Origin of the sequence: Streptomyces sp. NPDC090032 (assembly GCF_044748025.1) — a bacterium.
In the GTDB taxonomy this organism is placed as follows: Bacteria; Actinomycetota; Actinomycetes; order Streptomycetales; family Streptomycetaceae; genus Streptomyces.
Map to the genome: position 1 here is coordinate 58453 of NZ_JBIVFF010000009.1, position 24510 is coordinate 82962.

23 protein-coding genes are annotated in these 24510 nt (G+C 71.1%); 21 read left to right on the forward strand and 2 right to left on the reverse strand.

The features are described 5' to 3' along the window. Positions 1 to 60 precede the first annotated feature (60 nt). The 19 genes from ACIPWY_RS23080 to ACIPWY_RS23170 all read left to right on the forward strand — a co-directional run bounded on the left by ACIPWY_RS23080 (position 61) and on the right by ACIPWY_RS23170 (position 21999). Positions 61 to 1548 (forward strand): M28 family peptidase, encoded by a 1488-nt coding sequence (locus ACIPWY_RS23080; protein WP_393704149.1) that lies wholly within the window; start codon positions 61 to 63, stop codon positions 1546 to 1548. A gap of 111 nt (positions 1549 to 1659) precedes the next feature. Further along, positions 1660 to 2676, forward strand: coding sequence for a 3-oxoacyl-ACP synthase III family protein (locus ACIPWY_RS23085; protein WP_393704151.1), 1017 nt, complete (start codon positions 1660 to 1662; stop codon positions 2674 to 2676). A 61-nt stretch (positions 2677 to 2737) separates the two neighbouring features. Continuing rightward, positions 2738 to 4657: an HAD-IIIC family phosphatase gene (locus ACIPWY_RS23090; protein ID WP_393704153.1), complete on the forward strand. Its 1920-nt coding sequence runs from the start codon at positions 2738 to 2740 to the stop codon at positions 4655 to 4657. 8 nt (positions 4658 to 4665) lie between these two features. After that, positions 4666 to 4932: an acyl carrier protein gene (locus tag ACIPWY_RS23095; RefSeq protein ID WP_362904573.1), complete on the forward strand. Its 267-nt coding sequence runs from the start codon at positions 4666 to 4668 to the stop codon at positions 4930 to 4932. Continuing rightward, positions 4929 to 6797, forward strand: a complete 1869-nt coding sequence (locus ACIPWY_RS23100; protein WP_393704155.1) for a non-ribosomal peptide synthetase — start codon at positions 4929 to 4931, stop codon at positions 6795 to 6797. Before ACIPWY_RS23095 ends, ACIPWY_RS23100 begins: the two co-directional genes overlap by 4 nt. Before the next feature lie 88 nt (positions 6798 to 6885). Then, positions 6886 to 7065 carry an MbtH family NRPS accessory protein gene (locus ACIPWY_RS23105; protein WP_362904577.1) on the forward strand — a complete coding sequence of 60 codons (180 nt, stop codon included), beginning with the start codon at positions 6886 to 6888 and terminating at the stop codon, positions 7063 to 7065. Beyond that, entirely contained in the window at positions 7062 to 7865 is an 804-nt protein-coding gene (locus ACIPWY_RS23110; RefSeq protein ID WP_362904579.1) for an alpha/beta fold hydrolase, read from the forward strand. The genes ACIPWY_RS23105 and ACIPWY_RS23110 overlap by 4 nt, the downstream gene beginning before the upstream one ends. Further along, positions 7862 to 9220, forward strand: coding sequence for an ATP-grasp domain-containing protein (locus ACIPWY_RS23115; RefSeq protein WP_401534728.1), 1359 nt, complete (start codon positions 7862 to 7864; stop codon positions 9218 to 9220). Before ACIPWY_RS23110 ends, ACIPWY_RS23115 begins: the two co-directional genes overlap by 4 nt. A gap of 31 nt (positions 9221 to 9251) precedes the next feature. Then, on the forward strand, positions 9252 to 10829 hold the full coding sequence (locus ACIPWY_RS23120; protein ID WP_401534731.1) for a condensation domain-containing protein: 1578 nt from the start codon (positions 9252 to 9254) through the stop codon (positions 10827 to 10829). Next, positions 10826 to 11581, forward strand: a complete 756-nt coding sequence (locus tag ACIPWY_RS23125) for a 4'-phosphopantetheinyl transferase (RefSeq protein ID WP_401534734.1) — start codon at positions 10826 to 10828, stop codon at positions 11579 to 11581. The genes ACIPWY_RS23120 and ACIPWY_RS23125 overlap by 4 nt, the downstream gene beginning before the upstream one ends. 231 nt (positions 11582 to 11812) lie before the next feature. Continuing rightward, the gene (locus ACIPWY_RS23130; protein WP_362904587.1) at positions 11813 to 12811 is read left to right on the forward strand and encodes an ABC transporter permease; all 999 of its coding nucleotides are present in this window, start codon (positions 11813 to 11815) and stop codon (positions 12809 to 12811) included. 35 nt (positions 12812 to 12846) lie between these two features. Continuing rightward, entirely contained in the window at positions 12847 to 14619 is a 1773-nt protein-coding gene (locus tag ACIPWY_RS23135; RefSeq protein ID WP_393704161.1) for an ABC transporter substrate-binding protein, read from the forward strand. Between the two features lie 72 nt (positions 14620 to 14691). Beyond that, the gene (locus tag ACIPWY_RS23140) at positions 14692 to 15699 is read left to right on the forward strand and encodes an ABC transporter permease (RefSeq protein ID WP_362904591.1); all 1008 of its coding nucleotides are present in this window, start codon (positions 14692 to 14694) and stop codon (positions 15697 to 15699) included. Then, positions 15696 to 16796, forward strand: coding sequence for an ABC transporter ATP-binding protein (locus ACIPWY_RS23145; protein WP_362904593.1), 1101 nt, complete (start codon positions 15696 to 15698; stop codon positions 16794 to 16796). The genes ACIPWY_RS23140 and ACIPWY_RS23145 overlap by 4 nt, the downstream gene beginning before the upstream one ends. 8 nt (positions 16797 to 16804) lie before the next feature. Continuing rightward, the gene (locus ACIPWY_RS23150) at positions 16805 to 18223 is read left to right on the forward strand and encodes an ABC transporter ATP-binding protein (protein ID WP_401534740.1); all 1419 of its coding nucleotides are present in this window, start codon (positions 16805 to 16807) and stop codon (positions 18221 to 18223) included. A gap of 95 nt (positions 18224 to 18318) precedes the next feature. Further along, positions 18319 to 19713: a M1 family metallopeptidase gene (locus tag ACIPWY_RS23155; protein ID WP_362904595.1), complete on the forward strand. Its 1395-nt coding sequence runs from the start codon at positions 18319 to 18321 to the stop codon at positions 19711 to 19713. A 53-nt stretch (positions 19714 to 19766) separates the two neighbouring features. After that, positions 19767 to 20438, forward strand: a complete 672-nt coding sequence (locus ACIPWY_RS23160) for a trimeric intracellular cation channel family protein (RefSeq protein WP_100598287.1) — start codon at positions 19767 to 19769, stop codon at positions 20436 to 20438. Positions 20439 to 20504: 66 nt separating this feature from the next. Continuing rightward, entirely contained in the window at positions 20505 to 21359 is an 855-nt protein-coding gene (locus ACIPWY_RS23165; protein ID WP_326773998.1) for a thioesterase family protein, read from the forward strand. Between the two features lie 325 nt (positions 21360 to 21684). Then, positions 21685 to 21999 carry an amidohydrolase family protein gene (locus ACIPWY_RS23170; protein WP_362904598.1) on the forward strand — a complete coding sequence of 105 codons (315 nt, stop codon included), beginning with the start codon at positions 21685 to 21687 and terminating at the stop codon, positions 21997 to 21999. A gap of 81 nt (positions 22000 to 22080) precedes the next feature. Here ACIPWY_RS23170 and ACIPWY_RS23175 read toward each other — a convergent pair whose 3' ends face one another. Further along, positions 22081 to 22938: an alpha/beta fold hydrolase gene (locus ACIPWY_RS23175; protein WP_362904600.1), complete on the reverse strand. Its 858-nt coding sequence runs from the start codon at positions 22936 to 22938 to the stop codon at positions 22081 to 22083. A 258-nt stretch (positions 22939 to 23196) separates the two neighbouring features. Next, positions 23197 to 23814, reverse strand: coding sequence for a TetR family transcriptional regulator (locus ACIPWY_RS23180; protein WP_362904602.1), 618 nt, complete (start codon positions 23812 to 23814; stop codon positions 23197 to 23199). Positions 23815 to 23927: 113 nt separating this feature from the next. On the opposite strand from ACIPWY_RS23180, the gene ACIPWY_RS23185 reads away from it, so the two are divergent. Next, positions 23928 to 24089, forward strand: coding sequence for a hypothetical protein (locus ACIPWY_RS23185; RefSeq protein WP_401534748.1), 162 nt, complete (start codon positions 23928 to 23930; stop codon positions 24087 to 24089). Between the two features lie 93 nt (positions 24090 to 24182). After that, positions 24183 to 24458: a DUF4190 domain-containing protein gene (locus tag ACIPWY_RS23190; RefSeq protein ID WP_362904900.1), complete on the forward strand. Its 276-nt coding sequence runs from the start codon at positions 24183 to 24185 to the stop codon at positions 24456 to 24458. The last annotated feature ends 52 nt before the right edge of the window (positions 24459 to 24510 follow it).

Consider the following 24510-nt stretch of genomic DNA (forward strand, 5'->3'; position numbering starts at 1 on the left):
CCGGTACGGGATCAGGCCCGTGCAGGAACTTCCGTCCATTCAGCTAGGAGTAGCGATCCCATGACCGCGACACCCCGGAAGAGATTCTTCCGGCTCAGGCCCCTGGCCGCCCTCGCCCTCGGCGCGGCCCTGCTGCCCCTCGGGGTGAACGGCCCCGCGCACGCGGCGGACGCCTACGGCATGCCCGCGGACGTCCTCGCCCGGAAGATGGCCGACCAGGTCACCGGGCAGGGCGCCTGGCGTCACCTCGAAGCGATCGACAAGGCGACCCTCGACAACGGCGGCACCCGCGTCTCGGGGACCCCCGGCTACGATGCGAGCGCCGCCTACATCACGCGCGAGCTCACGAAGGCCGGATACAAGGTCAAGAAGCAGGAGTTCGAGTTCCTCGACTACGACATCCTGGCCGAGCAGGGCTCCGTCGTGGCGCCCGAGGCCAGGACCCTGCACCCGACCATCGCCCGGTTCTCCGTGTCCACGCCGGACGGCGGCCTGACGGCCGACCTCGCGCAGCCGTCAGGCAAGAGCACCGGCTGCAGCGCCGACGACTACGCGGGCACCGACGTCAAGGGCAAGATCGTCCTGGTCGACGTGGGCACCGACTGCTTCATCACGCAGAAGCAGCTGGTCCTCTCGGAGCTGGGCGCTTCGGCCATGCTCATGAACGTCAACTCGCCCAATCCGGACCTCAATCTGCGCTACCGGATGGTCCCGCCGACCGACGCCAGGATCCCCACCGGCACCCTGTCGCGCGCCGAGTCCGAGGCGCTGCGCGCCGACGCCGCCAAGGGCCCCGTCTCGCTCAGCCTCGACCTGCGCGGCAACAACAAGATGACCAAGACCTACAACCTGCTGGCCGACACCCCGACCGGGCGGGCCGACAACACCGTGGTCATGGGCGCGCACCTCGACACCGTGGACACCACGGCGGGCGCGAACGACAACGGGGCCGCCGCCGCGATGGTCCTGGAGACCGCGCTCAAGCTCGCCCCGCACCGGGGCCAGGTCAAGAACCGGGTGCGGTTCGCCTGGTGGTCCGCGGAGGAGAAGGGCCTGTCCGGCTCGCAGTTCTACGTCGACCAGCTGACGCCCGAGCAGCGTGAGCAGACCGCGCTGTACCTGAACCTGGAGATGATCGGCTCGCCGAACTTCGCCCGCCAGGTCTACAACGGCCAGACCGCGACCGGACCCGCCCCGGCCGGCTCGGAGCAGATCTCCAAGCTCGTCAACGGCTACTTCGCGGGCCGTCACCTGCCGACCGTGCCGCTCATCCTGGACGGCCGCTCCGACCACTCCCCGTTCATCGCGGCCGGTATCGCCGCGGGCGGCGTCAACGCCGGTTCGGACACCGTGAAGTCGCAGGAGTGGGCCGACCTGTTCGGCGGGACGGCCGGCGAGATGCTCGACCCCTGCTACCACCAGGCCTGCGACTCGCTCGCCAACGTCAACAAGACGATCTTCGACCAGAACGGCCGCTCGATGGCCTGGGCGATCGGCCGGTTCGCCGTCGACACGTCCGACGTCAACGGCGCGGCGGCGTCGCAGTAGGAGCCAGTAACACCCGCCGTACGTACGGCAGTTCACCGAGCACACCGGACCGGGGCCGCCCGAGCAGAGCCTTCGGGCAGGCCCCGGTCCGCCTCCCGGGAGGAACGACGGATGTCATTTGGGATCGTGGCCGCGGGCCACGCACTGGGCGCCCCGGTCACCGTGGACGACCTGGTGGCCCACGAGGGCGCGGACGCCCGCAAGCTCAGGACGTGGGGCTACCGCCGCTTCCACCGCGCCGACGACGGCGTGGGCCTCACCGACCTGGCGGCCCGCGCCGCGGCTGCCGCGCTGCGCCGGGCCGCCGTGGCCGCCGACGAGGTCGACCTGGTCGTCCTCGCCATCCCCGACATCGCCGAGTACCTGTACTGGGACGCCGCCGCGGCCCTCCAGGGGCGGCTCGGCGCGCACCGCGCGGAGGCCGTGCTCCTGAGCCAGGCGTGCGGCGGCGGGGTCACCGCGTTCGACACGGTGGCCGGCCGGTTCGCCACCCACCCCGACCACCGCACGGCCCTCGTCGTCGCCGCGAGCCGGGTGGCGGAGCCGTACTGGGACCGCACCGGCAGCGGGACGTCCCTGACCTCGGACGGCGCGGCGGCCGTCGTGCTGCGCCGCGGGCACGACGCCTGCTCCTGGCTGGCCACCGAGACCCTCACCGACGGCCGGTACGCCGACTTCATGCGCATGGAGACCGGGGGCGCGGCGCGTCCCTTCACGCCGGGGAGTTCCGAGAGCCCGGCCGTGGCGAGCGTCATGGACCGCATGGACACCTTCTTCGAGGGCGACGGCAGGGCCACGTACGCGTTCGCCACCCTCGTGAACACGCGCAACCGCGAGGTCCTCGAACGGGTCTGCGCGCGCACCGGGACGCCCGTCGGGTCCGTGGAACGCGTCCTCTACCTGCACGACAACCACAAGGCCTTCGAGGAACTCGCCAAGGAACTCGGCATCCCCCTCGACCGCACCAACGCCGATGTCGCCATGGAGTACGGCCACTTCGGCCCCGCCGACCAACTCCTCAGCCTGGACCGGCTGCTGGCCGCCGGAGAGCTCGTCACCGGTGACACGGTCGCCCTCCTGAGCATGGGCAGCGGCATGCACTGGACCTGCACCCTGCTGCGTGTCTGACCCCCGGAGCGCACCCCCGCCGACCTGATACCGACCCGATCCACCGACCCGGAAGGAAACGATGGCTGTGGACGACCTGCTCCAGCGGGTGCGGCGCCTAGCCGGACCCGAAGCGGCCCCCGACCCCGCCCTCCTCGCCGAGCTGGCCCGCTGCCAGGACGTCACCCTTGTCCGCGAGGCGGGACGGCACCTCGCCACGCTCGACCCCCGGCTCGTGCTGCCGCCGGGCCGCACCCCGCGCCCCCTGCGCGTCGCCGTCGTCCCCTCCTTCACGGCCGACAACGTGGTGCCGCTGCTGCGGGTCGGCCTGCTCGCCGCCGGCATCGCCCCCGAATTCCATCTCACCGCCCCCGACCAGCAGTTGATGGCCCTGGGCCGCCCCGGATCGGCGCTCGACGACTTCGCCCCCGACCTCACGCTGTGCCTCACCCACGAGGACGTCTTCCTGCCGCGGGACTGGGACCCCACGGACCTCGCGGGCCTCACGGCCGCCGTCGGCGAGCGGGCGGATCGGTACACCGCCGCCGTCACCGCCTTCGCCGGGCGGACCACCGGCAGTGTCCTCCTGCACACCGTCCCGCTCCCGTCCGCCTGGCCGCGCACGGTCACCTCCCACCGGTCCCGGGCCAGGATCGGCAGGCTGTGGCGCGAGCTGAACCTGCGCCTCCTCGCGTGCGCCGAGGGCACCGCGTCCGTCGACGCGCTCGACCTGGAGACCCTCCTCGCCGACTGCCCCTCGCCCCTGCGCGACGAACGGCTCTTCCGCTTCGCGAGCATGGCGTGGGCCCCGGCCGTGGAGCTGCTGTACGCCCGCGAGGCCGCCGGATACGGGTGCGCGCTGGCCGGACTCGGCAAGAAGTGCCTGGTCCTCGACCTCGACAACACGCTGTGGGGAGGGGTGCTCGGCGACGACGGTCCGGAGAACATCGAGATCGGACCGATGTACCCCGGCAACGCCTACGCGGCCCTGCAGCGCACCGCCCTCGCCCTGCGCCGCCAGGGCGTCCTGCTCGCGGTCGCCAGCAAGAACGACCCCGCCCTGGTGACGCGCGTCCTGGCCGAACACCCCGAACTCGTCCTGCGCCGCGAGGACTTCGTCTCCGTGCACGCGAACTGGGACGCCAAGGACGGCAGCATCAGGGCCATCGCCGACGAGCTCAACATCGGCCTCGACAGCATGGTCTTCCTCGACGACTCGCCCTTCGAATGCGACCTCGTGCGCAGCACGCTGCCCCAGGTCGAAGTCGTCCAGGCGGCCGGTGACCCCGCGCAGCACGTCAACACCCTGCTGTCCGCCGGCCACTTCGACGTCCTGGACACCACCGTCACCGACGCCCGGCGCACCGACCTCTACCGCGCCAGGGTGGAGCGCCAGGAGTGGACCGAGCGCCAGGGCCAGGCCTCGCCCGCCGACTATCTGGAGGGCCTCGGACTGGAGGTCACGGTCCGCGCGGCCGACGCCTATCTGCTGCCGCGAGTCATCCAACTGGGCGGCCGCACCAACCAGTTCAACCTCACGGGAAGCGCACACGCCGAAGCGGAGACGCGGCGCATGGCCCGGTCCGACGACCACGAGGTGCTCGGCTTCGCCGTCCGCGACCGGTTCGGCGACGAGGGGGTCGTCGGCGCCCTCTGGATCGCCCGGCACCCCGACCACTGGACCGTCCAGAACGCGGTGATGAGCTGCCGGGTCTTCTCCCGCGGCATCGAGTTCGCGGTCCTCGCCGTAGTCGCCGACGCGGCCCGCGCCGCCGGGGCCACCCGGATCGAGGCCGACTTCCGCGACAGCGGACGCAACGGCCCCGCCGCCCGCTTCCTCGCCGACGCCGGATTCACCCCGCGGGACGCGCCCGCGGCCGACGGCACCGTCCGCCACGTACTCCCGCTCGACCCCGCCCCGGCGCTCGCCCCCGCATGGATCTGCGTACGCGACGAACGCCCCGTCCCCGCCGGCCACGCCCCGGCCCGCACCGAAGGATGACGCACGCGATGACCGACCCGACCACGACCGACACCCACACTGCTGAACTGGTGCGCGTCATCTCGGACGTCACCGACGCCCCCGCCGGCACCCTCACCGGTGCCTCCCGGTTCGACGAGCTGGACAACTGGAGCAGCCTCGCCGCGCTGCGCCTGCTCACCGCCGTCGAGGACGCGTTCGGCGTACGGCTGAACCTGCGCGCCTACCTCGCCACCGAGACCGTGGACGGCCTCGCGCGGATGATCGAGGCCGGCATCTCGGGAGGCCGGTCATGACCGCCGACATACTCAGGGAGGAACTCACCATGGCGCCCGAGACCGCACCGCGGACACCGTCCGGCACGGCGGCCCACCGGTTCCGCGCCGTCGCGGCCCGCTCCGGGGCGCGCCCCGCGCTTCGCCAGGGCGAAGTGACCCACAGCTACGAGGAGTTGGCCAGGTCGGCGGGCGGCGTGGCCAACTGGCTGCGGGAACAGGGCATCGGACGGGGCGACGTCGTGGCCACGCTGATGGACCGCTCGCCCCGCTGCATGGCCGCCGTCCTCGGCGCCTGGGCCGTCGGCGCCGCCTACGTCCACCTGGAGGCCACCGACCCCGACCCGCGCGTCGCCACGCTCCTCGCGACGACCGGAGCCCGCGCCGTCCTCACCGACGAACGCAACGCGCCCCGCGTCCTGGGCCCGCACGGGCAGGGCGCCCGGCCCGCCCGCACCGTCCCCGAGGCGGCGCAGGGCGCCCCGTACGAGGTCGACCCGGACCTGGACCCCGCAGACGTCGCCTACCTGGTGTGCACCTCGGGCTCGACCGGCACGCCGAAGGCGGTCGTCGTCCAGCACAGCGCCCTCCTGAACTACAGCGACGCGTTCTGGGAGCGGGTCACCCCCGACGCCCTCGACAGCTTCGGCCTCGCCACGACGTTCGCCGCCGACCTCGGCAAGGTGTCCGTGTACGGGGCGCTCCTGTCGGGCGCCCGCCTCGACGTGTATCCGCGCGACACGACGCTCGACCCGGCCGCGCTCGCCGCCGACCTCAAGGCGCACCCCGCGGACTGCCTCACCTACACGCCGTCGCAGCTGGAGGCCCTCGCGGCCGAGGGGGACCTCGCGTCGCTGCTGCCCGAGCGGGTGCTCGTGGTCGCGGGGGAGGCGTTCCCGCCGCGGCTCGCGGAAGCGGTCCTGCGCGTACGGCCCGACCTGGAGGTCCACAACGGCTACGGGCCCTCCGAGGCCACCATCCTCGCCACCACGCACCGCGTGCAGCTCGCCGACGGCGGGCGCGCCCGCGTCCCCGTGGGTACCCCGCTCGCCGGGGTCCGCGCCCGGGTGGTCGGCGAGGACGGCCGCCCCGTGCCGGACGGCACCCCGGGGATCCTGTACCTCGGCGGTGCCTGCGCGGCGGCCGGGTACCTGGGCGAGCCCGAGCTCACCGCGGCCAAGTTCGTGGCGCTGGACGGGCCCGAGGAAGGCGTCTTCTACTGCACCGACGACCTCGTCGTCAGGGAGCCCGGCGGCGTCCTCGACTACCTGGGGCGCGCCGACCGGCAGCTCAAGGTCAGGGGCAACCGCGTCGAGCCCGGCGAGGTGGAGACCGCGCTGCTCGCCCTGCCCGGCGTCCGGCAGGCCGTCGTCACGGGCGAACGGCCCACGCCGGAAGCCCCGTTGGAACTCGTCGCCTATCTCGTGGGCGAGGCGGAGCCGCGCGAGCTGACCCGGGAGCTGCGCGCCACGCTGTCCGCCGCTCTCGTCCCCAGCCGGCTCCACGTGGTGCCCGCCATCCCCGTGAACCTCAACGGCAAGGCCGACTTCGCCGCGCTGCGCGCCGCGGTGGCGGCCGCCCCCGCCACGGAGGGCGCCGCCCCCGTGGAGCCGCCACGCCCCGGCACCGAGCAGCTGATAGCGGGCATCTGGGCACAGGCGCTGGGCCGCGACCCGATCGGCCGCCACGAGCGGTTCCTGGAGATCGGCGGCGACTCCTTCAAGGCGCTCACCGTCTTCGCGCGCCTGCGCAAGCACCACCCGAAGCTCGTCATCGCCCAGCTCTACGCGCACGCGACGATCGCGGCGCTCGCCGCGGAACTCGACGGCACCGGCGCGCCGGACACGACGCCGGCACCGGCCGCCCCGGCCGTCGTCGAGCTGTGACCGTCCGACAGGTGCTGCCAGGCACTGCCAGGTGCAGGCACGGCCAGGTACGACATGTGCGACAAGGAGAAGGAAGGGTGACCGCCCCATGACCCACGCCATCGTGGTCAACGACGAGGGATCCCACTCCCTCTGGCCGGCCGACCGGCCCGCGCCCGAGGGCTGGCACCCCACCGGCTTCCGCGGCTCCGAGGAAGCCTGCCTGGAACGCATCGCCCTCGACCGGACCGACATCAGGCCGCGCCGCACCCCGGGCGAGGCGACATGAAGCGCCGTCAACTCACCCCATCCCTCTGGCAGTTCGGGGAGGACGCGCCGTCCCCGGCGCGCACGTTCGTCCTCGCGCCCTTCGGCGGCGGCAGCGCCTACGCCCTCGCGGAATGGCTGCCCGAGCTCCTGGCCGAGGGCGAGAGCGCGCTCGCGCTCCAGTACCCCGGCCGCGGCCCCAGGGCCGGCGAGCCGCCCGCCGAACGTCTGACGGAACTCGCCGCCCAGGCCGCCCGCGAGATCGACGCCCACACCGAGGGGCCGCTGGTCCTGGCCGGCCACAGCCTGGGTGGCGTCCTCTCGTACGAGATCGCGCACCGCCTCGAAGCGGCGGGCCGCGACCTCGAACTCCTCGCCGTCTCGGCGGCCAGGCCCCCGGACCTCCAGCGCCTCGACCCGGCCGCCGTCCTCGCCATGACCCGGGACGACTGGCTGACGGAGCTGGCCACGGGCGGCAACGCCGACATCGGTGAGAGCGCCCTCGCCGACATCGTCGACCTGATGATCCCGGTCCTGCGCGCCGACTACCTCCTCCTGGCCCGCTACGACCCCGGCCCCCGCAGACCGGTGGCGTGCCCGCTGCTCGCCACCGGGGGAGCCGACGACCCCTGGGTGGCCCGCGACTACCTGGACGCCTGGCAGACCTGGACGACCGGCGCGTTCACCGGCCGGCTGCTGCCCGGCGGCCACTTCTACTACCGGGACCGCACCGCCGACTTCTGCCGGACGGTCAGGGACTGCCTGCGCCCCGCCGCCGACCGGGTACCGGCGGCCGGACCGCCCCACGGACAGGAGGCATGATGCGCAAGACCCTCATCGTGGTGTACGCGGACGGCGCGGCCCACCCCGGCGACATCGCCGTGGGCCTCGCCGACTGGGCCCGCTGCGTCTTCGTCACCGCCCCCGACGACCACACCCGGTCCATGGAGCCGCTGCTCGCCGGGTTCGGGCCCGTCGTGACGGCCGAGTCCCCGGCTCAGGCCGCCGCGAAGGTGCGGACGTACGAGCCCGAGGGCGTCGTCACCTACAGCGAGCGGGCCCTGGCGTACACGGGCGAGCTGGCCGAGGCGCTCGGGCTGCCGTTCCACGACCGGCGCACCGTCGGCCTGCTGACCGACAAGTGGCAGCAGCGGGATGCGCTGCGGGCGGCCGGGGTCGACGCGGTGCGGTGCCGCCGGATCGACGCCGTCGAGGACTGGGCGGACGCGGTCGCCGAGACGGGCCTGCCCGCCGTCCTCAAACCCGCGCACGGCGGCGGCAGCCGCAACACGTTCTTCGTGGAGGACGCCGCGGCGGGCCTCGCGCTCGCCCGCACCCTCCTCGCCGAGGACCGGCCCGGACTCGTCGCCGGCGGCACCCTGGTCCTCGAGGAGTACCTGCCGGGCAGGGACACGGGAGCGTTCGGCGACTACGTGTCGGTCGAGAGCGTCGTACGCGAGGGCACCGTCGTCGACATCGCCGTGACCGGCAAGTTCCCGATGGTGCCGCCCTTCCGGGAGACCGGCCGCTTCTGGCCCTCCCCGCTGGAGCCGGCCGAGGAGGAGCAGGCTCGGGACCTGGCGCGGCGCTCCGTCGAGGCGCTGGGGATCCGTACGGGTCTCACCCACACCGAGATCAAACTGACCCCCGACGGGCCCCGGCTCATCGAGGTCAACGGCCGGCTGGGAGGCGGGATCAACGAGCTGTCCGTCCGCTCCCAGGGCCTCGACCTCATCGAACTCGCCGGCCGTACCGCCCTCGGCGAGCACCCGCCGCTGCCGGATCTCTACGCCGGCCGTGCCTGCTTCCAGCTCTTCCACCCGGCACCCCGCCGCCCCGGCACCCTCCTCGGCATCGAGGGCACCGACGAGGTCAAACGGATCCCGGGCGTCACCCTGCACCGCCCCTACGCCAGGCCCGGCACCCGGTTCCCCGGCGGGGTGCAGACCCTGGAGCTCGACATCGTGATGGGGGAGGCCCGCGACCTGAGCGAACTCGCGGTGCTCGCCAAGGACATCGAGTCGACGCTGCGCTACCGCTTCGCGTTCGAAGGCGACGACGACAGCCCGGCCGCCGACCACACCCCGAACACCGACCACACCCCGGACGCCGACGGCACCCCGGACACCCGCCCCACGACCACCGAAGTCACCGGCGCGGAACTGGGCGCCCTGTGACCACGCCCCAGCACAGCGAATGGAGAAACCCGTGAACGACAGCACGACGGCCGTGGCGCCCGAGGCCCTGCTCGCGGACATCTGGAAGGAGATCCTCGGCGTCGGCGAGGTCGGTCCCGACGACGACTTCTTCTCCCTCGGCGGGGACTCGCTCCTGGCCCTGAAGGTCATCGGCGCCGCTCAGGAGCAGGGCCTTTCCCTGTCCCTCCTCGACCTGTTCAAGAACCCGACGCCGCGCGGCGCGTGCCGGTCCCTGACCCGGGCCACGGACCGCCCGGCCCACGGCGCCCTCGACCAGCTCTCCGTCCTGGACCGGGCCCGCGTGCCCGCCGACGCCGAGGACGCGTACCCGGCGGCCAGGCTCCAGCTCGGCCTGATCTACGAGAGCCTGGTGAGCGACGGCGCCTTCTACCTCGACGTCATCTCCCGCACGGTCCTGCGCCCGCTCGATCCGGCGGTCCTGCGCGCGGCCCTCGACCTGCTGTCCGCCCGGCACCCCCTCCTGCGTACCCGCTTCGACCTGGGCACCTTCAGCGAGCCGATGCAGCTCGTGCAGAAGGAGGCGCCGATCCCGCTGGTCACCGAGGACCGGCGGGAACTGACCGGGGCGGCGGCCACGGAGGCGTACGAGCGGGTGATGGCGGAGCTCGCCGAGCCCTACGACGCGGAGAGCGCCCCGCTGCTGCGCGTCCACGCGGCGGCGGTGTCGTCGGAGTCCGGCGCGTTCCGGCTCTCCTACTCCTTCCACCACGCGATCCTGGACGGCTGGAGCGAGTCGGTCTTCTTCAACGAGCTGGTCGTCGCCTACGCGGCCCTCCTCGACGGCACCCGGCCCGAGTTCGCCGACCCCGTCCCGTACGCGGAGTTCGTGCGCCTGGAGCGCGAGGCGCTGCGCGACGAGCAGTCCGTACGGCACTTCCGCGACCTTCAGGAGGAGCTGCCCCCGCAGCGGGAGGCGTCGTCGGCGGAGCCCGAGCACCGCAAGGCGAGCGCCGATGTGCCCGCCGAGGACGCCCGTCGCCTGGGCGAGCTGTCCGCGCGATGGGGGCTGCCGGTCAAGAGCCTGCTGCTCGCAGCCAACTGCGTGGCGGTGGGCGCCGCCTGGGAGACCGAGACCCCGGCCGTCGGCCTCCTCCTCAACGGGCGGCCGGAGCGCACGGGCGCGGACGTCACCCTCGGTCTCTTCCTCAACCAGCTGCCCATGCGCCTCGACCTGCGCGGCGCCGACTGGCGCACCGCGGCCCGCCGCGCCCTCGACGCCGAGAACGCCCTGCTGCCGCACCGCCGCTTCCCGCACTCGGAACTGCGCCGGCTGCTCGGCCGCAACCCGTTCGAAGTGACCTTCAACTACGTCCACTTCCACCCGCGCGACGAACTCCTCGCCGCCGGCCTCCTGGCCGCCGACGAGGACATGCGCGACCACACGAGCCTGCCCGTGCGGATCGAGGCGCTCGACGACCCCGAGGGCGGCGGGCTGAGCCTGCACGTCACCGCGGACGTGCACCGCTTCGGCGAGGAGCTGCCGGTCCGCCTCGTCGAGGGCCTGCTCGCCGCGATCCACGCCCTGGTCACCGATGACGCGGCGGCCGCGCGACTGCCCTGGTCATGACCTGGGACGACGGGCCCGTGCGGGGCACCGTGCCCCCTTTCGTCGCGGTGGCGGGCGCGTTCGGCCAGGCGGCGGGCGCCGTCCTGTTCCCCGAGGAGCGCGCGTACGTCGCGGGCGCGGCCGCGCCGCGGCGCCGGGAGTTCGGCGAGGTGCGCCACTGCGCCCGCCGGGCCCTCGGCGCCCTCGGGATCCGTGCGCTGCCGCTGGTGCCGGGCGCGGACCGGGCGCCGCGCTGGCCGGAGGGGGTGGTGGGGAGCATGACCCACTGCCCCGGCTACCGCGCGGCCGCCGTCGCGCCCCGTACGCGGCTGCTCTCCCTGGGTATCGACGCGGAACCGCACGAGTCGTTGCCGGCGGGCGTCCTGGACCTGGTCGCCGACCCGGTCGAGCGCGCGGCACTGGCCCGTCTCGCGCGCACGCATCCCGGGATCCACTGGGACACCCTCCTCTTCTCCGCCAAGGAGAGTGTCTTCAAGGCGTGGTTCCCCCTCATGGGGAGCTGGCTCGACTTCACGGACGCCCGGCTCCACTTCCGCCCCCGGGACGCGGCCTTCGACATCCGCGTCCTGCTGCCCGGCCCGCCCGCGCCGCCGCTTGCGGGACAAAGCGCCATTGCGCCCCGTTTTCTTGGCAGTTGGCGCATCGCGCGGGGCATTCTCGCCACATCGGTCACGGCGTTACATTCCGGACCGGCGGGAGCGGCGGGTGACGGGAGCGAATTGTCCGCTCAGCCGGTTCCCACGTCCGCATAATGCACGCCTGCCGCCTCATCACGGTTGCGCAACCTTTCGCTGGGAAGTCTGGCGGCTGGTCACGAGCGCATTGAAGACTCCCTGCAGACACGGGGTTTCGACTCTGTGTACGAGCTGAACGGTCAACTACGGGGCCATGCCCTCGGACTGTCCAGCGCGCGAACCAGGATCAAGCCGCTACCGCGGCGGGCGTGGGCCGGCCACAGTCGGCCGAGAGGGGTCAACCACACCGTGACCGCACCGATCGAGACCACTGGGGCCCAGGCCGAGGTGCAGCCGGAGGCTGTACTCGCCGGCACCAAGGGGCAGCAGATCGAGGGGCGTTCCCTCGGGCGTATCGCCTGGAACCGCTTCAAGAAGGACAAGGTCGCCGTCGCCGGCGGAGTCATCGTCGTCCTGCTCATCCTCATCGCCGCCTGCGCGCGCCCCCTCCAGCACCTCTTCGGCCTCGACCCGAACACGTTCCACCAGGACCTCATCGACCCCACCTCCTCGCTCCCCAAGGGCGGACTGGGCGGTATGAGCGGTGACCATCCCCTCGGTGTGGAACCGAAGTTCGGCCGCGACATCCTGGCGCGCATCCTCGAAGGCTCGTGGGTCTCCCTCGTCGTCGCCTTCGGCGCGACCGTCCTGTCGAACGTGATCGGAGCGGTCCTCGGCGTCGTCGCCGGGTACTACGGCGGCCGGGTCGACTCGATCATCAGCCGCTTGATGGACACGTTCCTGGCGTTCCCGCTGCTGCTGTTCGCGATCTCGATCTCCGCGACCCTGCAGGGCGGCGCGTTCGGCCTGAACGGGCTCCCGCTGCACATCTCCGTGCTGATCTTCGTGATCGGATTCTTCAACTGGCCGTATCTGGGCCGGATCGTGCGCGGCCAGACACTGGCGCTGCGCGAGCGGGAATTCGTGGACGCGTCCCGCGGTATGGGGGCACGCGGCCCGTACATCCTGTTCCGGGAACTGATGCCCAACCTGGTCGGCCCGATCATCGTCTACTCGACGCTGCTGATCCCGACGAACATCATCTTCGAGGCGTCGCTCAGCTTCCTCGGCGTCGGCATCCAGCCGCCGCAGGCCTCCTGGGGCGGCATGCTCAAGGACGCCGTCGACTACTTCCAGGTCGATCCGCAGTACATGATCGTTCCGGGTCTCGCCATCTTCGTCACCGTGCTCGCGTTCAACCTGCTCGGTGACGGTCTCCGCGACGCCCTCGACCCGCGCAGCCGCTGACTAGGCCGCACCGAGAGCTCCACAAGTTTCCGACAATGGAGGGGATTCCGACCATCATGCGAAGGTCATCTATCGCCGCGGTCGCGGCCATCGGCAGCGTGAGCCTGCTGCTCGCCGGCTGCAGCAAGGCCGACGACGGCTCGGGCGACAACAACAAGTCGGCCGGTGCGAACGCCGCCACGAAGGATTTCGTCAACGCCTCGACGAAGAAGGGCGGCACGGTCACCTACGCGATGTCGGACGTCCCCGACTCGTTCGACCCGGGCAACACGTACTACGCGTACATGTACAACTTCAGCCGGCTGTACGCCCGCCCGCTGATGACGTTCAAGCCCGACGCGGGGGAGAAGGGCAACACGCTCGTCCCCGACCTCGCCTCGGCCCCCGGCAAGCCGTCGGACGGCGGCAAGACCTGGACGTACACGATCCGCAAGGGTCTTGAGTACCAGGACGGCACGCCGATCACGTCCAAGGACGTCAAGTACGCCGTCGAGCGCTCGAACTTCGCGCGTGACGTGCTCTCCCTCGGCCCGAACTACTTCCAGCAGTTCCTCGCGGGCGGTAGCAAGTACAAGGGCCCCTACAAGGACAAGAGCGACGAGGGCCTGAAGTCCATCGAGACGCCGGACGACACCACGATCGTCTTCCATCTCGACCGGGCCTTCCAGGAGTTCGACTACCTGGTCGCCACCCCGCAGACCGCGCCGGTGCCGAAGGCCAAGGACGACGGCATCGACTACGTCAAGCACATCGTGTCCTCGGGCTCGTACCAGTTCCAGAGCTACCAGGAGGGCAAGCAGGCCGTCCTGGTCCGCAACAAGAACTTCGACCCGAAGTCCGACCCGCTGCGCAAGCAGTACCCAAACAAGATCGTCGTCAACCTGAAGGTCAACCAGCAGACGATCGACAAGGACCTGCAGTCCGGCGACACCCTGATCGACCTCCAGGGCAAGGGCGTCGACACCCAGACGCAGGCGCAGCTGGTCAACGACAAGTCGAAGATGGCGAACACGGACAACGCCTTCGGCGGCCGTCTCGTCTACGCGGCGATCAACACCAAGCTGAAGCCGTTCACGAACGTCGACTGCCGCAAGGCCGTCGAGTACGCGATCGACAAGGTCTCGGTGCAGACCGCGCAGGGCGGTCCCATCCGCGGTGACGTCGCCACGACCGTGCTGCCCCCGGACATCACGGGCTACGCCAAGGAAGACGTCTACGCCACCAGCGGCAACAAGGGTGACGTGGCCAAGGCCAAGGACGCCCTGAAGGCCTGCGGCGAGAAGAAGATCAACACGACGATCACGGCGCGCAGCGACCGTGACGAAGAGGTCTCCGGCGCGCAGGCGCTGATCGAGTCGCTGAAGAAGGTCGGCATCAACGCCAGCCTGAAGCAGTTCCCGTCGGGCAAGTACTTCACCGACTACGCCGGTGTCCCGAAGTTCAACCAGAAGAACAACGTCGGCATCATGATGATGCAGTGGGGTGCCGACTGGCCTTCCGGCTACGGCTTCCTGCAGCAGATCCTGAACAGCAAGGCGGTCGGCGCCTCCGGCAACACCGCCCTGTCGGAGCTCGACGACAAGAAGGTCGACTCGCTGCTCGCCGAGGCCATCGGGGCGCCCGACGAGGCCACCCGCAACAAGCTGTACGCGCAGATCGACAAGCAGGCCATGGAGGACGCGGCGCTCGTCCCGCTGACCTACTTCAAGGTCCTGCTGTACCGCTCGCCGTACGCCACCAACCTGGTGTCCACGGCCGCCTTCAGCGGGCAGTACGACTACCTCAACATCGGCACCACGAAGAAGTAGCAGCCCCGGAAGGCAGGTGAAGGCATTGGTGCCCGCGGGCCGCACGGTCCGCGGGCACCAGCGCCGGTCCCCGTGATCTCGTACATCATCCGCCGGCTGATCGCGGCAGTGATCCTGTTGCTGGTCGTCACCGCGGTCACGTTTGGCATCTTTTTCCTGCTGCCGAGAATGGCCGGCCAGACCGCCGACCAGCTCGCGCAGCAGTACATCGGCAAGAGTCCCTCGGCCGCGGACATCGCGGCGGTCAAGCACAACCTCGGCCTGGACGAGCCCGTTTATCTCCAGTACTGGCACTTCATCAAGGGGATCTTCGCGGGGTCCACCTACGACCTCGGCCCCACCACGGTCCACTGCAACGCGCCGTGCTTCGGCTACTCCTTCAAGAACCACGTCGCGGTGTGGCCCGAGCTGACCGACCGGCTGCCCATCACCCTGTCCCTGGCCGCCGGCGCCGCGGTCATCTGGCTGCTGTCCGGTGTCACGGTGGGTGTGATCTCGGCGCTCAAGCCCGGATCGTTCTTCGACCGCGCGTTCATGGGTGTCGCCCTCGCCGGTGTCTCGCTGCCGATCTTCTTCACGGGCCAGCTGGCGCTCCTGGTCTTCACCTACCAGATCCCGATCTTCGGCCGTACCTACGTACCACTCACCGAAAACCCGGCACAGTGGGCCAACACCCTCTTCCCAGCCTGGTGTTCACTCGCTCTGCTGTATTCAGCGATCTACGCCCGCCTGACCCGCGCGGGCATGCTGGAGACGATGAACGAGGACTACATCCGCACCGCGCGCGCCAAGGGTCTGCGCGAGCGCACCGTGGTGGGCCGGCACGGCCTGCGTGCCGCGCTGACCCCGATCATCACCGTGTTCGGTATGGACGTCGGTCTGCTGCTCGGCGGCGCCGTGATCACCGAGAACGTGTTCTCCCTGCACGGCATCGGTGAGTACGCCGTCCAGGGCATCACCGACAACGACCTGCCCAAGGTCCTCGGCGTGACGCTGCTCGCCGCGTTCTTCGTCGTCTTCTGCAATCTCCTGGTGGACCTTCTCTACGCCGCCGCCGACCCGCGGGTGAGGCTCTCGTGACCGAACTGTCCAAGACCGGTGCCGCCGTGGGCGAGCCGGTGGCCGCCGGCCCGGCACAGCCCCCGACGGCCTTCCTCGAAGTGCGCGACCTCAAGGTGCACTTCCCGACCGACGACGGTCTGGTCAAGTCCGTCGACGGGCTCAGCTTCAAGCTGGAGAAGGGCCAGACCCTGTCCATCGTGGGCGAGTCCGGGTCCGGCAAGTCCGTGACATCGTTGGCGATCATGGGCCTGCACCGGCTCGGCGCGCGCGGCAAGAACGTGCAGATGTCCGGTGAGATCTGGCTCGAGGGCAAGGAGCTGATCGGGGCCGCCCCGGACGACGTGCGCCGGCTCCGCGGCCGCGAGATGGCGATGATCTTCCAGGATCCGCTGTCCGCGATGCACCCGTACTACACGGTCGGCAACCAGATCGTGGAGGCGTACCGCGTCCACAACGACGTGACGAAGAAGGCCGCGCGTCAGCGGGCCGTCGAACTGCTCGACCGCGTGGGCATCCCCGAGCCGGCCAAGCGCGTCGACAGCTACCCGCACGAGTTCTCCGGCGGAATGCGCCAGCGCGCGATGATCGCGATGTCGCTGGCGAACAACCCGCAGCTGCTCATCGCGGACGAGCCCACCACCGCCCTCGACGTCACTGTCCAGGCGCAGATCCTCGACCTGATCAGGGATCTGCAGAAGGAGTTCGAGTCCGCGGTCGTCCTCATCACCCACGACCTGGGTGTCGTCGCCGAGATCGCCGACCAGGTCCTGGTCATGTACGGCGGACGCTGCGTCGAGCGCGGCCCCGTCGACAAGATCTTCGCCGAGCCGCAGCACCCGTACACCTGGGGTCTGCTCGGATCGATGCCGCGCATCGACCGTGAGCAGACCGAGCGGCTCATCCCCGTCAAGGGCCAGCCGCCGTCCCTCATCAACGTCCCCTCGGGCTGCGCCTTCCACCCGCGCTGCCCGTACGCGGACCTGCCCAAGGGCGGCATCACCCGCACCCAGCGGCCCGAGCTGCACGAGGTCGGCAGCGACCACTTCTCCGCCTGCCACCTCAGCCCGGAGGACCGCACGCGGATCTGGACCGAAGAGATTGCGCCGAAGCTGTGAGTGAGCCCGTGAGCGAGACGAAGAAGGCATCCGCAGGGGACACGGCGGCCACCGGGACGGCCACGGTCCCCGCGCAGGCGGCGTCCCCCGAGGACCGGGAGGTGCTGCTCAAGGTCGAGGGCCTGGTCAAGCACTTCCCGATCAAGAAGGGGATCCTCCAGCGGCAGGTCGCCGCGGTGAAGGCCGTCGACGGGATCGGCTTCGAGGTCCGCAAGGGCGAGACCCTGGGCGTCGTCGGCGAGTCCGGCTGCGGCAAGTCGACCATGGGCCGGGTCATCACGAAGCTGATCGAACCCACCGGCGGCAGGATCGAGTTCGAGGGCCAGGACATCACGCGCCTCGGCACGCGGGGCATGCGCCCGCTGCGCCGGGACATCCAGATGATCTTCCAGGACCCGTACGGCTCCCTGAACCCCCGGCACACCATCGGCTCGATCGTCTCGGCGCCGTTCCGGCTCCAGGGCGTGGAGCCCGAGGGCGGGGTGAAGAAGGAGGTCCAGCGCCTCCTGGAGCTGGTCGGCCTCAGCCCGGAGCACTTCAACCGCTACCCGCACGAGTTCTCCGGCGGCCAGCGCCAGCGCATCGGCATCGCCCGCGCGCTCGCGCTCAAGCCGAAGCTGGTCGTGGCGGACGAGCCGGTCTCCGCGCTCGACGTGTCGATCCAGGCGCAGGTCGTCAACCTCATGGACGACCTGCAGTCCGAGCTGGGCCTGACGTACGTGATCATCGCGCACGACCTCTCCGTCGTCCGCCATGTCTCGGACCGCATCGCGGTGATGTACCTCGGCAAGATCGTCGAACTCGCCGACCGCACCTCGCTGTACGAGGCGCCGATGCACCCGTACACCAAGGCCCTGATGTCGGCCGTGCCCGTCCCCGACCCCAAGCGCCGGGGCGCCAAGAGCGAGCGGATCCTGCTCAAGGGCGACGTGCCCTCGCCGATCTCGCCGCCGAGCGGCTGCCGCTTCCACACGCGGTGCTGGAAGGCGACGGAGATCTGCAAGACGGCCGAACCGCCGCTGCTCCAGCTCGCTCCCGGACGTCAAGTGGCCTGCCACCACCCGGAGAACGCCGAGGACCAGGCGCCGGACGACACGAAGCTGCTCGCGGTCGCCAAGGAGGCGATCGAGGTGGTGACGCTGGCGCCGGCCGAGGCGGATGAGGCTCCGAAGGAGCTGACGAAGGAGCCGGCCGAGGAGTCGGTTTCGGAGTCTGCCGATGCTCCTGAGCCGGCTGCTGAGGTGACTGCCGATGCTCCTGAGCCGGCTGCTGAGGTGACTGCCGATGCTCCTGAGGCGGCTGCCGAGGCTTCCGAGACGGCTCCTGAGGCGTCCGCCGACGCCGGTGACGACGGTGACGTACAGCCGTCGGACGATGCCGGTGAGGCGGACGGGACGGATGACGCACGGGAGTCGTCCGGCAGTTAACGGGGATTTGACCGAGCAGGTCATGTACACGCCCTGACGGGAGAGTGCAGAGTCTGCGTGTCCGTCACATCGGAACACGCGCGAAGGGACGACTCATGGCACTCTCCCGTTCGGCACGTCTGGCGTCAGTCGTGACAGCGGCCGCCTCGTTCTGCCTGATCGCCGCGGCCCCGGCCCCCACCCCCGGCTCGGACGGCATCGGTGACCCGTACTTCCCGCAGCTCGGCAACGGCGGCTTCGACGCCACCCACTACGACCTGAACGTGGCCTACGACCCCGCGACCGACCGCCTCGACGGCGTCACCACCGTCACCGCGCGCGCCACCCAGAACCTCTCCTCCTTCGACCTCGACCTCCAGAAGCTGACCGTCACATCCGTCGAAGTGAACGGCAGACGCGCCCAGTTCACGCGCTCCGGCGACGAGATACGCGTCACCCCACGCGACGCGATCCGCGACCACCGCACCTTCTCCGTCACGGTCACCTACGGCGGTGTCCCCGAGGCGCTCAACGGCCCCATCGTCTTCGGATCCGACTACGGCTGGATGAAGACCGACGACGGTGTCTTCGTCGCCTGCGAACCCAACGCCGCCTCCACCTGGTTCCCCTCCAGCGACCACCCCTCCGACAAGGCGACGTACGACATCCGCATCAAGGCGCCCAAGGGCCTGACCGGCGTCTCCAACGGCCGGCTCGTCGACACGTACGACGTCCGGGGCGGGCAGACCGTGCACCACTGGCGCGAGTCCCGGCCGATGGCGACCTACCTCGCGACCGCCTCCATCGGGAAGTTCGACGTCAAGACCGGCCGGACCCCCTCGGGCATCCCGATCTACGTCGCCATCGACCCGGTCCTGAAGAACAGCAACAACGTCGACGTGTACGGCGTCACCGCCGAGGTCACCGACTACTGGTCGCAGGTGTTCGGCCCCTACCCGTTCGAGGAGACCGGCGCGGTCGTCGACGACATGCCGCAGGCGGGCTTCTCCCTGGAGACGCAGTCCAAGCCGAGCTACTCCGCCGTCCGCTCCGAGGGCACGATCGTGCACGAGCTGGCCCACCAGTGGTTCGGCGACTCCGTCTCGGTGCGGCAGTGGAAGGACATCTGGCTCAACGAGGGCTTCGCGAGCTACGGGCCCTGGCTGTGGAACGAGCACAAGGGGCGTACCAGCGCCCACGACTCGTTCCTCGCCGCGTACAACTCCGTCCCCGCCACCTCGTCCTTCTGGCAGAGCGTCATCGCCGACCCGCAGCGCGACACCATGTTCAACAGCGCCGTCTACAACCGCGGCGCGATGACGCTCCAGGTCCTTCGCGAGCGGATCGGCGACAAGGACTTCTTCAAGCTCCTCCGCACCTGGACCTCCACACACCGCTACGGCAACGCGCAGACCGCCGACTTCATCCGTCTCGCCGAGAAGGTCTCCGGGCAGGACCTCGACGGGCTCTTCCAGACGTGGCTCTACACGAAGGGCAAGCCCGCGCTGTAGGCCACGCGTCACACCTGGCTCGGGGGGCACCCGGCAGTGCGTAACAATGTCGGGTGCTTCTGGAACTCTTCACCCCCTCCGTCCAGCATTGGCTGGACCTCATCGGGATCTTCGTCTTCGCGATCTCCGGTGCTCTCCTCGCGGTCCGCAAGAACTTCGATGTCTTCGGCATCGCCGTGCTCGCCGAGGTCACCGCGCTGGGCGGGGGGCTGTTCCGCGACGTGATCATCGGTGCCGTCCCGCCGGCCGCGTTCACCGACCTGGGCTACTTCCTGACCCCGCTGGTCGCCGCGGGCCTCGTGTTCTTCCTGCACCCCGAGGTGGAGCGCACCCAGGTCGCGGTGAACATCTTCGACGCGGCCGGCCTCGGCCTGTTCTGCGTCACCGGCACGGTCAAGGCGTACGACTACGGCCTCGGGCTCACGGCCTCCGCGGCACTCGGCCTCACGACCGCCGTGGGCGGCGGTGTGCTGCGCGACATCATCGCCAACGAGGTCCCGTCCCTGGTCCGCTGGGACCGCGACCTGTACGCGGTGCCGGCGATCGTCGGGTCGACGATCATCGTCCTGTGCATCCGCTTCGACGTGCTGTCCGCGTTCAGCAGCGGCGCCGCGGTCATCACGGCGTTCGTGCTGCGGCTGCTCGCGATGCGCTATCACTGGCGGGCGCCACGGGCCTGGCACCGCAGATCGTCGGCGACGGAGGTGCCGGAGGAGACGCCCTGACCTGGGCTGTTATGTGCTTCGAAACAAAAGCTACCGCTTAGTAGTTTCCTGTTGTACCGTACCTGCATGGCACAGGTATCGTCCGCCGCGCAGGCGGTCATCGGCGACAGCGAGTTCGACCGCGACACCGCGGTCACCCGGCGCGAGCCCGGCGTGTACGACATCGACCTCTCGGCCGGCTGGACGATCATCAGCGCCGTCAACGGCGGCTATCTGCTGGCCGTGCTCGGCCGCGCCCTCGGTGACGCGCTGCCGCACAGCGACCCGTTCACCATCTCCGCGCACTACCTGACCGCGTCCCGTCCCGGCCCCGCCGTGATCAGGACCGACGTCGTACGCACCGGCCGCACCCTCTCCACCGGCCAGGCCTCCCTCTTCCAGTACGACGACGAGGGCGCCGAGGTCGAGCGGATCCGCGTCCTCGCCTCCTACGGCGACCTCGACGCGCTCCCGGACGACGTCCGGACCACCGCGAAGCCCCCGCACTTCCCGCCGGTCGAGCAGTGCTTCGGCGCACAGGACGGCCCCACGCCGATCAAGGGCAGCTCCGCCATCACCGAGCGGCTCGCTCTCAAGCTCGACCCGGCCACGCTCGGCTGGGCGATCGGTTCGCCTTCCGGCAAGGGCGAGATGCGGGCCTGGTTCGGCCTCGCGGACGGGCGTGACGCGGACCCGCTCTCCCTGCTCCTCGCGGTGGACGCGCTGCCGCCGACCGCGTTCGAGATGGGCCTGACCGGCTGGGTCCCGACGGTCGAACTGACCGTCCACGTCCGCTGCCGCCCGGCCCCGGGTCCGCTGCGCGTCTCCATCACCACCCGCAACCTCGCGGGCGGTTTCCTGGAGGAGGACGCCGAGGTCTGGGACAGCGAGGACCGCCTGGTGGCCCAGTCCCGGCAGCTCGCACGCGCGAAGCTGAGCTGAACGGGGCGGGGCTGGGCGGCGGTTCCGGGTGGGCCGAGCCCGGCGCCGGCGGCCCGCCGGTTCAGCCGGGCAGCGAAAGCCCGTTGAGGATCACTTCGGCCACGCCTTCGGCGTAGAGCCGCACGCGGCGGAGTGCCGGTCTTCGTCCACCCGGAGGACTGCCCGTACAACGACGCGCTCGGGTTCGGCCGGCCGAGCTCGATCGTCGAGTTCCCCTTCGACACGGCGCGCACCATCACCAACGCGTGTACACCGGCGTCTTCCAGCGGCATCCCGGGCTACGGCTGGTCCAGGCGCACTGCGGAGGAGCGCTGCCCACCCTCGGGTGGCGGATCGGCGAACACACCGTCATGGGACGCAGCACCTCGGCGACGCGGACATCGATCCCGCTCACGTCGCCGAGGTGCCGCGCGGGCTCTGCTGCGAGACGGCACTCGCCGGAAGCCGCAACTCCCTGCTGCCGACGCTTGAGGTGACGTCGGCGGACCACATCCTCTTCGGAACCGACTGGCCCGCGGCCCCGGAACCCACGGTCGCACGCAACGTCGACAACCTCACCGGCTTCGACGGCTTCACCGAGGACGAGCTCCACGGTGTGGAACGCGACAACGCGCTCAGGCTGTTTCCCCGGTTCGTCTGACGGGGCCATGGGAGTACGCAGGAGTCAGGGGAGTACACGGGGGCTCGGAATCGGCCGTGTTCGCCCACTGCGCCGCCGCGATCACCGGCGCGTACGGTCCGCCCCCAGGAACTCCCCCAGCGCACCGGTCAGTTCGGCCGGGGCGTCCTCCTGCACGAGGTGCCCCGCGCCCTCGATCAGCCGCAGCTCGGCGCCGGGGATCAGCTTGGCCAGCTCGTGCCCGCGGGCGACCGGGATCCAGGTGTCCTGCGTGCCCCAGCAGATCAGTGCGGGCAGGTCCAACTCCCCGTACCGGCCCTGGATCTCGTCGGTGAAGCGCTGGTCGTTCTGCTCGATCTGGCGGTAGAACGCGGGCTGCCCCTCGGGTGTGCACCAGGGGGCGACCAGCCGGTCGAGGGTGTCCGGGTGCAGGCCCCGGTGGCTCGCCGACCCGATGTACTCGCGCACGAGCGCCTGGTGCAGGGCCGGCGGGAGCTGGGCGAACACGTCGGCGTGGGCGCCGAGATGGCGGTACGTGGGGGAGCCCCACGGGGCGAGGGCCACCGGGTCGACGAGCGCGAGCCGCTCGTAGCGCGCGCCGTGCAGCAGCCGGGCGCGCAGGGCGACGCAGCCGCCGAAGTCATGGGCGACGACGGCGGGTTCGGCGCCGGGCCGGTCCAGGCCCCAGTGGCCGAGCAGCTCGGTCAGGACGCGGGCTTGTGCGGCGAGGGTGACGTCCTGCCCGTCGTACTTGGCCGAGGCACCGTACCCGGGCAGGTCCCACACGTACACGCGGTGCCGGGCGGCGAGCGCGCGGGCGGGACCGCGCCAGACGTACGAGGAGAAGGGCGTGCCGTGGACGAGGACGACCGGCGGCGCGTCCGCCGGACCGAGCGCTGCCCAGGCGACGTCACCGGACGAACTGGCGTAGGAGCGGTCGGGATTCCAGTCGGCGGTCATGCCCTTCAGGCTAGGGCGTGTCCCGGCCGGGGGGCGCGGGGACCAGGTCGTGTCCACGAAGTCCCGTCTGCCCCGCGACGCCTGGCACGCACTCTCGCCGCACCGGGCGTAAGCCCAAGTACATCCAGTACGAGGGCTTGCACCCGGCGCGCCGAGAGCACGCACCAGGCGCCGCAGGGCCCGCCCTCCTGGCGGACGACGGGACTTTGCGGACACGACCTAGGGCGCCGTCGAGTGGGGGCCTGTGGCAGGCGGCGTTCAGTCCAGCCAGTGCGCCCGGCCGAGGTTGACGAGGCGCAACTGCCGTGTGGCGACGTCGATCGCCGCGTCCATGCGCTCCGGCGGGGTCTCCAGGAAGACGGACGCGGTCATCACCATGTGCTCGACGTAGTGCCATGCCAGCATCCGCAGGTCGTCGCGGCTCCAGCCTTCGGACACGGGGTCCGCGGCCAGCCCCTCGGCCACCTCCTCGGCGAACCGCGCGAGCTGCCCGCCGATGGCGTCCCGCACGCGCTGGACGCCGCCGTGCCGCTCACGGGCGATGAAACGCACGTGGGAGGGGTGCGTGCGGACCAGGCGGGCGATCAACTCGACTGTCTGGCCCAGGCGTTCCTCGTTGCTGCCCGTCGTGGTCAGCATCGTGGTGATCGTCTCGTGCAGGCTGCCGAGGGCCTCCTCGACGAGCGCGACGCCCAGCTCGGCCGTCGAGTCGAAGTGGCGGTAGAACGCGGTCGGCGCGACCCCGACGGCCCGGGTGACCTCGCGCAGCCCCAGGCTGGACAGGCTCTGGTCCTCGAGCAGCGCCAACGCCGCGTCGAGCAGCGCCTGTCGGGTCTTCTGCTTCTGGGCCTGCCGGATGCCGAGGGTGTGACTCATGCCATGCAGTTAACACTTGTTCTCTGTAATCCGGAAGCCGTGTGCGCGCTAGACTCAGGAGTCAGTGAACGGTTGTAATCCCAACTGTCACCGACCCGACATGAGAGGTACTCATGCTGTTCCTCGTAGCCGCCCTGCTTCTACTGGGCGTCGCGCTGGGCTCCGTGGCCCACGCACCTCTTCCCGTCACCCTCGTCGCCGCCGCCGTCATCGGTGTCTGGCTGGTCGCCTTCGCCGTGCGCGAGCGGACCGCCCGGCGACGCCACCAGCACTGATCCATCAGCCTGAGCACGCCTGAACCAAGAGGGGGTACCACCATGAACATCACCGCTGACACCACTAACGGCACCAGCACCCACACCGACGCCGTGGCCGCGACGGCCCCTGCGGAGCAGCCCCGCACGGGTGCGCGCGACGCCGACGGAATGGCCGTCGCCTCGTTCGTCCTCGGGCTGCTCGGACTACTCGTCCTCAACCTCTTCCTCGGCCCCATCGCCATCGTGCTCGCCGGCCTCGCCCTCATGCGCGGCACCGCCCGCCGTGGCCGTGCGCTGCTCGGACTCGGGCTCGGCGTCGCCGACCTGGCGGTCCTCGCGGCGTTCGTCGCGACCGACCACACGCTGTCCTGGAGCCTCACGGGCTGACCTCTTGGGCGCCCGCCGTGGGTCGGGACCCCACGCGGCGCGGAGCACCGGG